Origin of the sequence: Chamaesiphon sp. VAR_48_metabat_135_sub, assembly GCF_031418915.1 — a bacterium.
GTDB lineage: Bacteria > Cyanobacteriota > Cyanobacteriia > Cyanobacteriales > Chamaesiphonaceae > Chamaesiphon.
The window spans coordinates 1-14,928 of the sequence record NZ_JANOJV010000207.1 but is presented as its reverse complement, the minus strand read 5'-3'; the positions used below and the strand labels follow the sequence as shown (position 1 = coordinate 14,928).

Sequence of the window (14,928 nt, the reverse complement as noted above, 5' to 3'; positions counted from 1 at the left end):
AACATATCGATGGAGTTATTTGTTATGTTAATCTTGGTCAATGGCTTGCACTGTTGGCTTAGCCTCGCCTTTTGCGATACGTAGCCGAAGTGTAATTGGTGGTTAAAGGAAAATATCGGGGTGCTATGAAAGTAATTGGGTTAATGAGTGGGACATCGGTGGATGGGATCGATGCTGCGTTGGTAGAAATTAGCGGTACGACGCTCGATTTGCGGGTAGAGTTGTTAGCTGGGGAAACTTATCCGTATCCAGACAACCTGCGATCGCAAATTCTTGGTGTCTGCGGCGGGGAAAAATTATCGATGCAAGAACTAGCCGAATTAGACGATGGGATTGCTCGGTGCTTTGGACGAGCAGCGAATGAGATTCAAACAAACCAATCCCCTGCTACCTTGATCGGTTCTCACGGTCAAACGGTTTTCCATCGCCCTACAACCGCTGAAACTATGGGGTACAGTCTCCAGCTTGGGAGAGGGGAATTAATCGCTTCGATCGCCAAAATTACCACCATTGACAACTTTCGCGCCGGTGACATCGCTGCTGGCGGACAAGGTGCGCCGCTAGTACCCAAGCCAGATGCCTATTTATTGGGGCATCCATCCGAACATCGCTGCGTTCAAAATATCGGCGGAATTGGCAATGTCACCTATCTACCACCTCATAGCCAGCCTAATTGGGAAGATAAGGTTTGTGGGTGGGATACTGGCCCTGGAAATAGTTTACTCGACCTCGCGGTCAACCAACTCAGTCAGGGTGAACTAACATTCGATCGAGATGGCGGGTGGGCAGCGACAGGTAAAGTCTGTCAACCTCTAGTCCAAAAATGGTTAGCACAGGATTATTTTCGATTATCCCCACCAAAATCGACGGGAAGAGAGCTATTTGGCGTAGATTATCTTCAGGCTTGTATCGCGGATGCCAATGTACAGCAGCTTACTCCAGCAGACCTATTGGCCACGCTCACCGATCTGACGGCGAGTAGTATTGCTGATAGTTACCGTCGCTTTTTACCCCAATTACCCGATTGCATATTACTTTGTGGCGGCGGTAGTCGAAATCTCTACATCCATCAACGGCTCCAATCTCACTTACCAAACACCCACATTACGACTACTGATGCTGCGGGTGTCAACGGCGATTATAAGGAAGCGATTGCCTTTGCTGTCCTGGCTTATTGGCGACATTTCCAGATTCCGGGTAACTTACCTGTGGCTACTGGCGCAAAACAGCATTTGCTGTTGGGTGATGTCCATCATCTCTGTTGAATTGGGTATATTGAGAATAGCTCATCCAATCTACCCTTCTCAAATTTATAGTCGTTAGATCGGTAGATCTGTTGTTGATGATAGTTATCATCGATTATTATTTATATTTAAGGGGATTTTTAGCTCAGTATTAATTCTAGTTCGGATCGCAGCGGACGATGCTACATTAAGAAACAGCTTCACTTTTATTGATGGGCACCCGAACTCTCTGTGATTGTATATACAAAAAGTAGATAGTTGACAGGTCGAATTGCAATCCCTGACGATTGACAAGATAATCGGCAGATTTCAACACCAATTTCATAGCTTAACCCGATCGCCTTTGTTTTGATGTTCAATTTTTATTATCGATCGCTAAATATTATTAATTGGTTTCCAATCTCATTATCGAGCGTCATGGAGGCATCGATCGCGTGAGAGATGAACATTATGGTCGCCTACTCGTTCAACGCTATCAACTATTGGAGATAGCGGGGAAAGGCTCTATGGGGCAAGTGTATCAAGCGAAGGATACACTCTTGGGTGGCGTGATTGTAGCCGTCAAATTTTTGTCGCGCGCGAAAATGACTCAGAGAGTCCGCGACAGATTCATGCGCGAAGCGACAATCAGTGCCCTATTAGGCGAAAAGAGTATCCATATTGTCAAAGTGCGAGACTATGGTGTCGATGATGAGGAAATGCCCTTCTACGTGATGGAATATCTCAAGGGTGACAGTCTCAAAGATGTGATGCAGAACAAACCCATGCCATTACCGAAGTTTTTTAACTTTATGCGGCAGATTTGTTTGGGATTACAATGCGCTCACGATGGGATTGAAATTGATGGTAATGTTACTCAAGTCGTACACCGCGACATTAAACCTAGCAATATTATTGTCATTAAAGATGCCACATTAGGCGAACTAGTTAAAGTGCTGGACTTTGGCATTGCTTTACTCAAATCAGATGAGTCTCCAACTGGATTTATGGGCACTCCCGCCTACTGTTCGCCCGAACAGATGGATGGCAAAACTCTAGATAATCGGGCGGACATCTATAGCCTAGGGATTATGATGTTCCAAATGCTCACAGGCGAACTTCCCTTAAAGCCCAAAGCGAGTTCGTTTGAAGGTTGGTTTCAATCCCATCATTATCAATCACCCAAATCATTTAGTGAAGTCAAAGCCAAACTGAATTTGCCTCAATCATTGATGGATGTTGTCAATCAGTGCATGTCCAAAACAGCCGAACAACGGCCTACCCATGTTACCGAAATCCTCAAAATTCTCGAACAAATCGAACAAACCCAACTTCAACTCTTACCCCCGCCTGTAAAAAAAGGTAACGCTGAAGAACCGATCCCACAGAGCAAAACGCCACCGACTATCGAAGACATTTGCCGTCAGAGTACTTGGCCAAAAGATAAGCCTAGAGCTGAAATCGTCTTTCCTCAATTAATTCAGCATGAGAATGCTGAATTAGTCACTATGTGGATCATGCTCTCTCGTAATGATATTGAGAAATACAAAAACAATAAACCGCACTCTCAGTTTCTATTTGTCGGTTCTCCTCATCCGATGCTGTTGTGGTTGACGACGCTATACAAAGATGAGCAGCAACATCGGATGCTACCCTGTTATCTAGATCTCAAAAAGCCTATTGGTGAAAAAACACTCCAACTTCTGACCCAGACGAGTATCTATCGATTATTGTTATTTGCCCTCGAAGGCGATGAAAGTTGTGTCTACACCATTGAGGGGAAAATTCCTAACAAAAAAATTCAACTACTCAAAGAGTGGTTGTTAGAAAGTCAAAACACTCCTGCTACACACGGTCAAATCAAAGAAAGCAAACGCTCGCTCAAGGAAGAGTTAGAATCCCTCAAGCCCAAGCTAGTTGCCAGCCTTCAGCGTCAAATCCTGAGGAAATAAGTTAATTAATTGATAATTGATAATGATTAATTACCAATCCACTATTCACTATCCCCTATCCCCTATTCCCTATTCCCTATCCCCTACCCCATAATTACGCCACACTACCCCGTTTTCTAGTTTCCTTATAAGATGTAGCTACATTTCTGAGTCCGGTTTTGATCAGTTCTTGTTCGAGCAGGGCAAAAAAGCTCGATCGATCTGCACCCCTGACTACGGCTTGATTATGCGATTCTGCTAGGGCAACAGGGTAGCCATAGCCCTTATTAACTTGGGAGATGATTAAACTCAAAGCCATACCAGCTAAAGCCTCATCTTGAGCGACCCAAGCCGGAACTTCAACGCGAGCGATTTCGGTACCAACGTGGAGATAACAGAAATAGACCTTATGGAGATCGTCGTAATAGTCTAAAATCTTGGCAGTACTTTGCCACCAACAACTCCTCTGTCCTGGCGACAACTGTGTATTCCACAAAGTCGTATCTCGCACACCTTCAAACTGCTGACAGGGAAGTTTGCTGACATCTGCACAGTGTGTCGGACAGTCGGGTGTCTCATGGGGACAGGTTAATAAGCGTAGTAGATTGAGATTGTCGATACTCCGAGAAGAACTCAGATAACCAACAATCGGAATTCCAGCTACCCGTAGTTCTTCCCACGCAGCCAAAATTGGATTGAGAATTTGCTCCCGCGCATCTACTGGTAATTGTTCGAGAAACCAATAGACTAAGGAACCATCGACCATTGCTAAGGTAGGTATGCGGGGCTTAGAAGCGATTGAAACAGAGGTTCCTTTGTCATCAAAACCAAAGGGTGGATTGACCCAGTTACACCCCAATTCTGCTAGCACTGTTGCTTCGGATACCGCTCGTCGATAACCCAACCATTCTTCGGTACTAATCCCCCATTGACGGGAAATATACAAATCTTCTTGCTGATAAAAAACTTCGGGAATACTGTCGAGCAGTGGGTGCAAATTTTGCCCATAATGAATCATCACTCTCCCGACGTTAATTAGATAACAATAGGCAATTTCATGATGACTAGGGGCGATTTGAGAACCGTCTGTAGCGAGTACGGTTTGTTGGGATGGTGGTGCGGCAATATCAACTCGTGTATCCAGGGGTTCGACCGGAATGGATGTGTTGAAAAATAGCCGATTGCCCCACTGTTCTTGAATCTGGGCTAGTTCTGCTTGTCGCTGGATTGCTTGCTGAAATGATGCAGTAGCTAATTGTAACCGTTGCTGATTTGCAGCAGTCTCCCGCACTAAATGTTGACCGATTCCTGGTAGTTGTTTGGCAACTTTATTAATATCTAGCATGAAGAGAGGGTAGGGGGTAGGGGATAGGGATCGAGGTTACTCGCCGAACGTCTTTTTTGCCTTTGTTCTCCAACCCTTTCTTTAAATACCACAATGGCTGACAACTGCTTGGACACGATCGAGAATAACTTAAATATAAGCAATTTCGCAATCGAACCGTCAGCAATTATCAGCCAGTATTTATTGATAAACTAGTTTGAGGCTAGTGACTACCAGCCTTTTTCGGACTGAGCCAAGACATAGGTAGCAACATTTTCGATGTCAGCAGCACTGAGTCTACCACCAAAAGCAGGCATAGCATTCTTACCATTAGTTACTTGAGTAGTAATAGCAGCGATCGAATTCATGCCATATTCTGCCAAAGCTTCTTTTTTGAGATTCTTGTTTGCCATGATGACATTATTGCCACCAGCATGACAAGCTGCACAATTGGCACTAAATATTTTAGCACCAGCAGCAGCGTCGCCAGCTAAAGCAGGGCTACTAAATGAGATCGTGAATAATGCAATCGCTACGGTGAAAATCGAAATTAGCTTTTTCAAAACGGTTCTCCTCTATAAAATGTAACTTAATGAACTAAAAAGATCGCTCACGTTATTTTACCCACGATCTTGGGTGGTGAACAACAAAGGTACTTACTGTATCAAAATTTTAACAATTTTGGGACTTAGCCACTGTCCTAATGCGCTTTTTGGTGGGAAAATCCTACCAAAGAGCGCATTTGCTATTTAATGGTGGGGAATCCCAACCATTAGTGTAGCTGCTTCGACAGCAGCGGCTAATGACTATCTGACAGTTTTACCACCACCCCATTGCTCACCCACAATCTTGGGTTGCATCAGGATATGTCCAGCAATAGCATACATATCATCCTCGGAGAGGTTCTTCATTTCAGTGAAGATATCTGCACTATCCATACTTGGGTGTAACTCAGAAATTGGAGTTTCGCCATCGTAGGTGGTGGGATGATGCATGAAGTCTACTAAAGCTACAACATTATCCCGCGCGGGTGTTGCGCCAGATAAATCTACAGGGCTTAAACCTACGTTAAAGTCTGTTTTGGTGACTCCACCAGCATGACATTGGGCGCAAGTTGACGCAAAGAGCTGTCTACCTTGATTGACTTGTTTTAGATTGAGGGTGGCAGTTTCACCCTGTGAGTTCAATTTGACTGTGCGCGTTGCGGCATCGAGTTCGATGGCACTAGCACTGGTAACTAAGGTTTGGAATGCAAACAATATGGTTGCCACAGCCAGCAACAGGAATCGCTTGAGCATGGTTCTCCCTCGAAAAGATAACTTTAAATTAGATGATAATTACACAACACAGCTAAACTCAAGATTAAAGCCACAGCTATCTCATATTGCCAATATCATCCCATTATCCCGACCAAGATTTCTCGATCTCTCCTCATAAAGTAAAGAAAAATTTACAATTGGGGCATTGGATTCGGGATTTCTCGTTCCGAGACGCTACGCGAACGGGATTCGGGATTCGGGAAAATACCCGCATTTTCTGAACTATCCACCATCCACTACTCTCACTCACCAAATCGCAACTGGCAACTGGTAGGGTTAACAATCGAGCGATAATACTTTGACGTATACTCGATCGCACCTGGGCGTTTCTACTCCTGTCGCTGGTTGATATCCGCTTTCTTCGTAAAGTTTGACCGCTGCTGTTAAGATGCTAGCCGTTTCGATCCAGATCTCCTGATAACCTCGATCGACAATCGCTTGCTCTAATGCCCCTAATAAATACGTTCCTAAGCCCTGCCCTCTCACATGCCGTGACAAGTACATTTTCCGAATTTCTACCGCCTTCTCGCCGCGATTATCGGGCGCAGAGGCTCCAACAAGGCAGGGATAATAAGCACTAGTGCCAACAATTTGCCCTTGTAATTCAATTACCCAAAATTCACCGCCGCGATCGACATAACATCTTTCTACCTCCAATACATCTCGGTCTGCACCATCCGGTTCCCAACCTAATCCATATTCCGCCAAAGCAGTCTTAATGACTTCCGCCGCCGCCTGTCGATCTTCCGGTTGCCACGATCGAATCGTATAATTTCTGTATTGTTCGTGCATAAATCCAAGGATAATTATTAATTAACTGTGAATTCTTGGCTGAGGATGCAGTGTAGAGAGGATTTCGCTTTCGACGATGGCAAGTTCTGCTAGACGGGTTTGGACGATCGATCTGTCAAAATAGGTATCTGCTAGTAACCAGTAAATGCCAAAATGACGGGCTTCTGATGCCATTAAACTGCGGTAGAATGCGGCTAATTTTCGATCGGGTAAATGAGTACCAAGCAATCCCAATCGCTCGTGGGAACGTGCTTCGATTAGTCCAGAAATTAGGAGTGAATCCAACAAGCGGTTGGGTTCTTGATGGCGAATTTGACTCATCATTTCCTTGCCATAAGGTGGCGCATTCAAGGCGGAGAGAGGAATACCGCGTTGTTCGAGAATTTGATTGACTTGCTCGAAATGCTCTAGTTCTTCACGGGCGATCGCTGTCAACTGACGAACTAGTTTATGATTGGATGGATAGCGAAACATCATATTCACCGCAGTTCCGGCGGCTTTGCGTTCGCAATGAGAATGATCGAGCAAAATTGTGTCTACATTTCCCAAAGCCTGTTCTAGCCAAGCTTCCGAAGTCGGTTGACACAAAATATTCATCGTGGTTGTAGCGATAGCAGTCATGTCGGGAAATTTAGTATTGAGTTTGACAGCAATCGTCGATTTAGCGGCTCAGAATGAGAATCTTAACATCCAATCCTAATTGGTTAATAGAGAACCCGATCGAGATGAACGAAAATAGGATATTCAATAGCTCTGAATTTTTCCAACCAACTGATGGAGAGCCGATTCGCTCCGTGATTACAGAATCCTTAGAATCTACAATTGTGGCTTGGTACATCCAACCCCAACAACAAATCCCCGCACACATCCATCCACAGGGACAAGATACCTGGACTATTTTAGCTGGACAGGGTGAATATTATTTAGATCGAGCTGGTACGACGAAATCGATCTCCAAAGGCGATGTAGTCATCGCTCCAACTGGCTCTGTGCATGGAGTATTCAACAACAGCAACGAAACACTAATTTTTATCTCCGTCGTTTCCCCCTCCACTGCTGGATACGAACTTGTCCTCAGGGGATAGGAGATAGGCTGTACCACCGTAGTGGGAGGAAAGAGTTACTCCCCACACTTCCCACATTCCCCGCTCTGTAACAAAACTTATCTTTTTTTTAATAAAACCCCCCCAATCCTCTAGGATCTTTGACAGGTCATTCTAAAATTTAATTTCTACACACTTCTTCATAAACAAGCTACAGACGAGCGAAACGTTTTAATCTGAAAGCTGTCCTGGTTTTGCTAGTGGCAATTTTCATTTACACGGAAAACGAGACGAAACATCTCGATAGGCGTGATTATTCAAACTTCGATCGAGTTAGTGAGTAGTAAGTAAACTCGTGCTCATCTTCAAAGATAGGGTATGAGTGGGACTAAATATTTGGCTGAAAATCCTCAAGATTGACAACCGAATCCCCGAACTTTACATCCTCGCATGGGCAAGTCAAAAAGCTTGACCCTACTCGATTAGGCTTAACAAAATATTCGGTTGGGAGATTTAAGATCTAAATGAGTGTAAAGGCAAGTGGTGGCGGCTCGCAATCCCGTCCAAATTTATATCAAACATTGCCAGTTGCGACTATTTCACAAGCTGAACAGCAAGATCGGTTCCCCGCATTGGGCGAACTAAGCGAACTGAGTAGCTACTTCAAGTCTGGAGCGAAACGGATCGAAATCGCCAAGATTTTGAGCGATAACTCTGACTTGATTGTTTCTCGTGCGGCTAACCGGATTTTCGTCGGTGGTTCGCCGATGGCATTTTTAGAAAAGCCCGCAGCAGCAGAAGTTGAACCCTCCAGAACCTTTGCCAGTGGGACGCAACAAACTGCTAATACATTAGGTACTGTAACCTTTGTAGAAGCTAAAGGTAGTTTTTTCTCTAACATCAGTACGCTATTTACAGCATCTGGTGTTGGTGCGATTCCACAAGGTTTCCAACCAATTAACATCGCTCTGTACGGCCCTGCAAATATGCAGAAATCCTTACGGGATATGAGTTGGTTCCTCCGTTATACGACGTATGCGATCGTGGCTGGAGATCCTAATATCATTACGGTGAATACTCGCGGCTTGCGGGAAATTATTCAAAATGCTTGCTCGGTGCCAGCAACCATCGTCGCACTATTAGAAATGCGGGCTGGTTCTCTGGGCTACTTTAGCAAAGATAAAGAAGCTCAAGAAATCATCAGTCAATACTTTGACATCATGATTGGTGAGTTTAAAGCATCTGCACCAGCGAATAAAGTTCGTCAACGTCCTTCTACAGATCAACAGGGCTTGGAATTACCCGAACTCTACTCCGCAGCAGCCGAAAATCGCGTTAAATATGCGATGAAACCTGGCTTGTCCGCAGTTGAGAAAAATGATGTCATCAAAGCGGCTTACCGCCAACTCTTTGAAAGAGACATCACTCGCGCTTATGGCTTATCCGTTTCCGATTTGGAATCGAAAGTCAAAAATGGTGAAATCTCGATGAAGGAATTCGTTCGTCGCATGGCGAAGTCTCCCCTGTATCGTAAAAACTTCTTCTTACCCTACATCAATAGTCGGGCGTTAGAACTTGCTTTCCGCCATATTTTAGGTCGTGGGCCATCTTCTCGTGAAGAAGTCCAGAAGTACTTTAGCATCGTCTCCGCTAAGGGGCTTAACGGGCTGGTAGATGCCTTGGTAGACTCCTCCGAGTATTCAGACTACTTCGGCGAAGAAACCGTGCCTTATATCCGTGGTTTGGGTCAAGAAGCGCAAGAATGTCGCAACTGGGGTCCGCAAAAAGACCTATTCAGTTACAGCGCACCATTCCGCAAGATTCCTCAATTCTTGACTACATTTGCGGCTTACGAGCGTCCACTCGCAGATCAACACGTCTATGGTTCGGGTAACGATCCGTTAGAAATTCAGTTTGGTGCGATCTTCCCCAAAGAAACTCGCAATCCTAGCAGTTCGCCAGCTCCATTCGGCAAGAATACGCGCCGAATTCTGATCGCTCAAGGCCCTGGTATTAATAGCCAAGTCAGCAATCCTGGTGCGCGGGGAGTGACTCCTGGTACTTTAGGTGCCAAGATCTTTAAACTGGATCAGCTACCTGGATTCACTGGTATTGGCAAAAAAGCCAAATCCAGCCAAGGACGCAGTACTTCATTCACCGAAAGCTCCACCCAAGCAGTAATTAAAGCAATTTACCTGCAAGTAATGGGACGTGATGTCTATGAAGGACAACGCCTCAAAGTTCAGGAAATCAACCTCGAAAATGGTGATATTACAGTGCGGGAATTCGTCCGCGCCGTAGCTAAATCTGACATCTTCCGCAATACCTACTGGACGAAACTCTATGTAGTTAAAGCGATCGAATTCATGCACCGTCGCCTGTTAGGTCGTCCGACTTACGGTCGTTCGGAGATGAATAAATATTTCGATATTGCTGCGAAGAAAGGATTCTATGCGATCGTCGATGCGATGATTGACTCCGCTGAGTACAGCGAAAGCTTCAACGAAGACATGGTGCCTTACAACCGTTACCTCACACCAGCAGGTGTCAGTGCGCGGAGTCTGCGTGCAGGTAGTATCGCCGATACTGGTGTTGGTGTTGTTACCAAAAATCAATCTACAGCTACACCTCGATTCGTCGAACTCGGTGCGGTTACAGGTACTCGTTCCCTCCCGGATATCGAATTCCGCATCGAGCAAGGTGTCACCAAAAAACGCGAACAAACCAAAACCTTCAAGCTTACCCAAGCTGGGGATGCGGTACAGCTCAAAACTGTCACTCGTGCAGCCTACCGTCAAGTCTTCGAGCGGGACATCGAACCATACGTTGTCTCCAACGAATTTAGCGCGCTCGAAAGTAAGCTCGCCAACTGCGAAATTAACCTCAAAGAGTTCATCGAAGGACTCGGTTGTTCTGGGTTGTACATGAAAGAGTTCTACACTCCTTACCCCAATACCAAAGTAATCGAACTAGGTACCAAGCACTTCCTCGGACGCGCTCCCCTAGATCAAGCGGAAATCCGTAAATATAACCAAATCCTGGCAACTCAAGGGATTAAAGCCTTCATCGGTGCAATGGTTAACGGTGCCGAATATTGCCAGACGTTTGGCGAAGATGTAGTTCCTTACAACCGCTTCCTCACCCTCCCTGCTGCTAACTATCCAAATACCCAAACCCTCTACAACAAACTTACCAAACAAGATAAGCAAGTTGTGGTGCCAAGTTTTGATACTATCAAACCTCGGATGGACATGGCGAAACTCCCAATGACTGGTAAAGCACTTGCAGATAATGCCGCTGCTGCCCGCCAGAAGGAGTCACAGCTCGTTGCCTTGGGTCGTTCTTCTAGTTTGACTATGAGTGAGCCTACTGTAGCTGTAACGGCGAATATCGCCCGCATCTTTCGGATGAACGCGAACAGCAGCCCAACAGAAGCTACACTAGCGATCGAAGCACTGTACATCCAAATCATGGATCTCAGTACTGGTGAAATTCCCGCACAGTTCCGCCGCCTGGACTTAGAAAGCCAAGTTCGCAATGGTGGGATCTCAGTTCGTGAATTTGTCGCTACATTAGCAACTTCTGAAGCTTATATCAACCGCTTCTACACCCCATATCCTAATACGAAGTCGATCGAATTCTTATTCCGTCACCTATTAGGACGCGCTCCAATTAACCAAGCTGAAATCGCCGATTACAATCGGGTGATGGCAGAACAAGGGTTTGTAGCTGCGGTAAATATGATGGTAGATAGTGCGGAGTATTCTCGCTATTTCGGTGTTGATGTAGTTCCCTACCACCGTTCTCCTTCTCTTCCCGCAGGTAACTAAATTGTTAGTTTTGATCCAGGAAGATTAGATTCTATTGAAAAATTAAAAAAGAATAGGCGAGATGAACTTCTCGGCTATTCTTTTTTGTTGTTAAAGTCATTTGGGATTGCTATAGTAATGCTAAGATAGAATGTATCCAAATTAACTCAGACTTTTTTTCTAGCTCTAGTAATATTATATCCAACATTCGATCGATCCCACCAATACCCGATCGAATCCAAACAGATCGATCGAACCAACCCCAAATCGATTACCTCCGGTAGGCTACGCCAACGAGCTTCACCTACACTACCCTATTGCCGATGGCACGCTACGCGATCGCAACCAAAGAAATCAACATTAATATCACCCTTGAATCGTACCAGGATCGATCGAGCATCAATATCGATCTTCAACCGTAAATTTCACTACGATGCCCAATCTTTAAAATAGCAATCGTTTCATCAACTTCACTAAATTCATAAATAATTCGGTAGTCGCCCACTCGTAGTTTGTAAGCACCTACTAAATTTGCTGTGAGAGCGAGTGGCGTTATATCTTCAAAATTTTCTGCTAACCAGATAATCTTTTTGATGATGCGAGATTGGATTTGGCGATCGAGTTTTTCTAGATTTTCAAGGGATTCTGATTTGTACTGGATGGTATAAATCATCTTAAATCAAGCCTAGACGCTGTTTCACCTCATCGGTTGTTAGAGTTGGACTCTTACTCTGACGAATTGCTAACAATTGTTCGATAACTTCTGGCTTGACTTCTAGCCCAAGATCTGGATCGACTGATTCATCAAATTCAATAGGGAGATTGCGCTTCATTAATTCGATGGTATGACTCAGCACCTCTATTTGTTCTGGTGCTGACAAGTTGTCAATTTCAGTCAGTATTTGCTTTAATTGGGGACTCATAGCTTTACCCTATTGTGTATAGTCATATTTTAATCGATCGATCCAACCAACACCCGTCCTTTGTAGCGTGCCAACGGCAATCGAATAAATAAAGTAGGGGTAATTCATGAATTACCCCTACTTTATTTATTCGATACGCCAACGATATAATGCTCATCCATTTCCCATTGAACGGGATTATTGATGATGTATTGTCGGACAATCTGACAATCTTCCTCACTCCGAATCACACGTTCATAATAATTACGTTGCCAGAACGATCCTTCAATTTCACGGCTCTGATTAATCGCCTTAGCCGTCAACATTTTAAATCTGCCGACTACTTTTGGTAAAATCATTTTCCGATGCGCCTTGATATCATCGACATCTAAATCTTTGTGAATTTCTGTTGACTCTGGAGATTTATCAATTGAGATAATTGCATGAAAATGATTTGGCATAATTACATATTCATCGAGATTTATGTCTGACACTCGATTAGGTAAACCCTCCCAAACGTCTCTAACGATCGAACCATATTCATTTAGAATCATCTGTCCATCATGAATTTCGCCCAACAGACATTCACGATTGCGAACACAAATGGTTATAAAATAGGCTCCATCTGCCGAATAATCATAACCTTTCAACCGGATCGATCTACGCGATCTATTATTAGACGTTATCATAAATTTTATCTGTGCCTCTCTATAACCCTCGGTAGGGGCAATTCATGAATTGCCCCTACCGAGGGTTATAGAGAGGCAATACGATCGATCGATCCCACCACCACCAAATCGAACATCACCCCAAACACGATCGAGCCTACCAACACCCGATCGCATAACGTGCCTGAATAATCGCAACCTTTCGATCGGATCGTTCGACGCAATCTATTGTTAGACATTATCATAAATTTTATCTGTGCTGCTCTGTGAATTGTGGTAGGGGTAATTCATGAATTACCCCTACCTCAATTCACAGATCGGCTATTCGATCGAATCCCACCACCACCCGATCGAATCTAAACAACGATCGATCCCACCATCATCAAATCGATCGAACATTACCCCAAACACAATCGAGTGTCAATATCGATCGACCTAATTTGATGTGGTTTCAATAAAATGTTTGTACATAGATCCTTTCCAACCGTTTCTTGTGGTATTGGCGATTCTGAGAATATGTTCTCTTGCCATATATTTCGTCTCTAGATAGGTTTCAATATCATATGTTTTTGTTTCTGACCACTTTACATCATCATACTCAACATTGAACTCAAGTCCATCCTCTACAAAAGTAGATTTCTCATACCATTCGGCTGCATGTAAAATCAAATTAGTCAAACTATGATACAGCAGCTCATAGTTACTACTTCCAATATCATGTATGTAAATTGGACTTCCGTTTTTTCCATACAGTAAGACAGTCAAGAATATGGCGGAATCAGGATTATGAAAAAGTGGAAACCGAAATTGAAAAAATTCTGCAACTTCAGTGTCATCCTGTTGCAGTTGGCTAAGTTCTTCTTGATACAAATAAATTGCCAATTTTAAAGATGGAAATTCATAATTCTCAAGTAGGAAATCCCAGCAATCATTTCCACCGTTATGCCATTGATACATTTCACAAACTTCAGATGGAAGAATAGATGGAAGGCATTGAGCCATTTCATCTATTTCTGATTGAGATAGGCCAGGTTTCATTGAACTAACGCGGTGAGGTGTGTTAGTTAATAATCTGTTGTAAATACGATCTAATCCATCAGTAAGTTCTGACATACTCGTGCATAAATTAAATAGAGATTGATGGTGAGTATTGCTCACCATCTAGGTTTCAGTTGATTTTGTAGTAAATCCTAAGCACTAAAGTACTTAGCAGTCGGATGATAGACAATCAAAGCAGTCGTAGACTGCTCTGGATAGAGCTGCTCGCTCTCATCCATCGTCATCCCCATCCGCTCAGTCCCCATAATTTTCAACTGTTGCAACTGATCCGCCACATTCGGACAAGCTGGATAGCCGAAACTATACCGCGAACCCTGATAGCGTTGCGCCAACATATCACGAATATTATCTGGCTCTAAATCGCCATAACCCAACTCCTTGCGGATGCGGGCATGTCCCCATTCGGCTAAACCTTCAGCCATTTGGACAGCCATGCCGTGGAAGTAGAGATAGTTGGCATAGTTATCGGCTTTGAATAACACTTGGGCTTGCTCGCTGGCGACTTCGCCCATCGTCACGGCTTGCATTGGGAATACGTCGAATTTATTCTCCGATAGGGGGCGGAAGAAATCCGCTAGACAGAGGCGACGCAGGGATTTTTGGCGGGGGAATGTCCAGGTGACTACGGGGGTGGCTGTTTGGGGTGTTAAGCCTTGCTCGATGACGCTAGGATCGTAGACATGGACGGAGTTACCTTCGGCGGTACAGGGGAAGTAGCCGTAGATCAGTTGGGGTTCGAGCCATTCTCCGGTGAGGATTTTGGCTTTCCATTCTTCGAGGATCGGGTGGACTTTATCGGCGAGGAATGCGTCATATTCTTCGCGAGATTGATCCTTTGGTTTACGGAATTGCCATTGT

The 14,928-nt window shown here is 44.4% G+C and carries 15 protein-coding genes; 4 read left to right on the top strand and 11 right to left on the bottom strand.

What is annotated here, in order from left to right; all coding sequences use genetic code 11:
* Nucleotides 1-125: 125 nt before the first annotated feature.
* Nucleotides 126-1,265, top strand: coding sequence for an anhydro-N-acetylmuramic acid kinase (locus RMO55_RS15115; protein ID WP_310427766.1), 1,140 nt, complete (start codon nucleotides 126-128; stop codon nucleotides 1,263-1,265).
* A gap of 368 nt (nucleotides 1,266-1,633) precedes the next feature.
* Nucleotides 1,634-3,175, top strand: a complete 1,542-nt coding sequence (locus RMO55_RS15110) for a serine/threonine-protein kinase (RefSeq protein ID WP_310427765.1) — start codon at nucleotides 1,634-1,636, stop codon at nucleotides 3,173-3,175.
* 94 nt (nucleotides 3,176-3,269) lie between these two features.
* Here RMO55_RS15110 and RMO55_RS15105 read toward each other — a convergent pair whose 3' ends face one another.
* The 5 genes from RMO55_RS15105 to RMO55_RS15085 all read right to left on the bottom strand — a co-directional run bounded on the left by RMO55_RS15105 (nucleotide 3,270) and on the right by RMO55_RS15085 (nucleotide 7,210).
* Nucleotides 3,270-4,499 (bottom strand): DNA double-strand break repair nuclease NurA, encoded by a 1,230-nt coding sequence (locus RMO55_RS15105; protein WP_310427763.1) that lies wholly within the window; start codon nucleotides 4,497-4,499, stop codon nucleotides 3,270-3,272.
* A 209-nt stretch (nucleotides 4,500-4,708) separates the two neighbouring features.
* Complete coding sequence (gene petJ, locus RMO55_RS15100; RefSeq protein WP_310427762.1) at nucleotides 4,709-5,041, bottom strand: cytochrome c6 PetJ; 333 nt, start codon at nucleotides 5,039-5,041, stop codon at nucleotides 4,709-4,711.
* 243 nt (nucleotides 5,042-5,284) lie between these two features.
* Nucleotides 5,285-5,776 carry a photosystem II cytochrome c-550 gene (gene psbV, locus RMO55_RS15095; protein ID WP_310427760.1) on the bottom strand — a complete coding sequence of 164 codons (492 nt, stop codon included), beginning with the start codon at nucleotides 5,774-5,776 and terminating at the stop codon, nucleotides 5,285-5,287.
* 297 nt (nucleotides 5,777-6,073) lie between these two features.
* The gene (locus RMO55_RS15090) at nucleotides 6,074-6,589 is read right to left on the bottom strand and encodes a GNAT family N-acetyltransferase (protein WP_310427758.1); all 516 of its coding nucleotides are present in this window, start codon (nucleotides 6,587-6,589) and stop codon (nucleotides 6,074-6,076) included.
* 21 nt (nucleotides 6,590-6,610) lie between these two features.
* Nucleotides 6,611-7,210: a tRNA isopentenyl-2-thiomethyl-A-37 hydroxylase MiaE gene (locus tag RMO55_RS15085; RefSeq protein WP_310427756.1), complete on the bottom strand. Its 600-nt coding sequence runs from the start codon at nucleotides 7,208-7,210 to the stop codon at nucleotides 6,611-6,613.
* A gap of 104 nt (nucleotides 7,211-7,314) precedes the next feature.
* On the opposite strand from RMO55_RS15085, the gene RMO55_RS15080 reads away from it, so the two are divergent.
* Together RMO55_RS15080 and RMO55_RS15075 are read left to right on the top strand one after the other, a co-directional pair.
* Entirely contained in the window at nucleotides 7,315-7,674 is a 360-nt protein-coding gene (locus RMO55_RS15080; RefSeq protein WP_310427754.1) for a cupin domain-containing protein, read from the top strand.
* A 482-nt stretch (nucleotides 7,675-8,156) separates the two neighbouring features.
* Nucleotides 8,157-11,462 carry a phycobilisome rod-core linker polypeptide gene (locus RMO55_RS15075; protein ID WP_310427752.1) on the top strand — a complete coding sequence of 1,102 codons (3,306 nt, stop codon included), beginning with the start codon at nucleotides 8,157-8,159 and terminating at the stop codon, nucleotides 11,460-11,462.
* A 391-nt stretch (nucleotides 11,463-11,853) separates the two neighbouring features.
* On the opposite strand, the gene RMO55_RS15070 is transcribed toward RMO55_RS15075, so the two are convergent.
* From RMO55_RS15070 to RMO55_RS15045, 6 genes are all read right to left on the bottom strand, one after another.
* Nucleotides 11,854-12,114, bottom strand: coding sequence for a type II toxin-antitoxin system RelE/ParE family toxin (locus RMO55_RS15070; protein WP_310427750.1), 261 nt, complete (start codon nucleotides 12,112-12,114; stop codon nucleotides 11,854-11,856).
* A 1-nt stretch (nucleotide 12,115) separates the two neighbouring features.
* Nucleotides 12,116-12,364, bottom strand: coding sequence for a hypothetical protein (locus RMO55_RS15065; protein ID WP_310427748.1), 249 nt, complete (start codon nucleotides 12,362-12,364; stop codon nucleotides 12,116-12,118).
* Between the two features lie 122 nt (nucleotides 12,365-12,486).
* Nucleotides 12,487-13,032 carry a transposase gene (locus tag RMO55_RS15060; RefSeq protein ID WP_310427746.1) on the bottom strand — a complete coding sequence of 182 codons (546 nt, stop codon included), beginning with the start codon at nucleotides 13,030-13,032 and terminating at the stop codon, nucleotides 12,487-12,489.
* 65 nt (nucleotides 13,033-13,097) lie between these two features.
* The gene (locus RMO55_RS15055; RefSeq protein WP_310427745.1) at nucleotides 13,098-13,250 is read right to left on the bottom strand and encodes a hypothetical protein; all 153 of its coding nucleotides are present in this window, start codon (nucleotides 13,248-13,250) and stop codon (nucleotides 13,098-13,100) included.
* Between the two features lie 196 nt (nucleotides 13,251-13,446).
* Entirely contained in the window at nucleotides 13,447-14,124 is a 678-nt protein-coding gene (locus RMO55_RS15050; RefSeq protein ID WP_310427744.1) for a hypothetical protein, read from the bottom strand.
* A 77-nt stretch (nucleotides 14,125-14,201) separates the two neighbouring features.
* The coding region (locus RMO55_RS15045; protein WP_310427743.1) for a vitamin B12 dependent-methionine synthase activation domain-containing protein at nucleotides 14,202-14,928 on the bottom strand (727 nt) is incomplete at its 5' end.